At 44.3% G+C, this 607-nt stretch carries 1 pseudogene; it reads left to right on the forward strand.

The features are described 5' to 3' along the window. Nucleotides 1-607, forward strand: a pseudogene (locus KGF70_RS17555) (IS5 family transposase); the annotation flags it as partial.

The following is a 607-nucleotide window of genomic DNA, read 5'->3' on the forward strand; positions in this document are numbered from 1 at the left end:
ACTTAGAAGCTGCACGGCGTTCAACGAGGCCTCGAAAGTATGATCTTTATGAGTTGTTCTGTGCAGTTGTCTATGTTTTAAGAACTGGCTGTCAATGGCGCGAGTTACCAGTTGATTTTCCTCGCTGGCAATTGGTCTATTACTATTATCGCGTATGGTCTGAGGAACAGATTATTGATGAACTATCAATCTTAGATCAGTGTTTAAAAAAATTGTCTTTACCCTACGGGAAAAACAGTCACGCTCGGCTAGAACATCTTTCATAATCATTGACGCACAAAGCGTTAAAAATACCGATACTGCTGAGCATCGCGGCTACGACGGTGGTAAACGCATATCCGGCATCAAACGCCACCTAGCGGTTGATATTAACGGCTTACCACAAGCAATTCACATCACCACGGCCAATGTTTCCGACCGTAATGGAGCCAGTGCCATGTTAGCTCTAAATTCTGGGCATTTACAGCAAGTTAAATCGGTTCTTGTCGATGGTGGCTACACTGGATCGAATTTTGCCGCTGATGTTTACACTAATTTAAACGCCACCGTCCAGGTGGCTAAACGCAATGAGCTTCATAAATTCGAAGTACTGCCACAACGCTGGATC

It is taken from the genome of Lactiplantibacillus sp. 7.2.4 (assembly GCF_018991185.1).
Classification (GTDB): Bacteria; Bacillota; Bacilli; order Lactobacillales; family Lactobacillaceae; genus Lactiplantibacillus; species Lactiplantibacillus pentosus.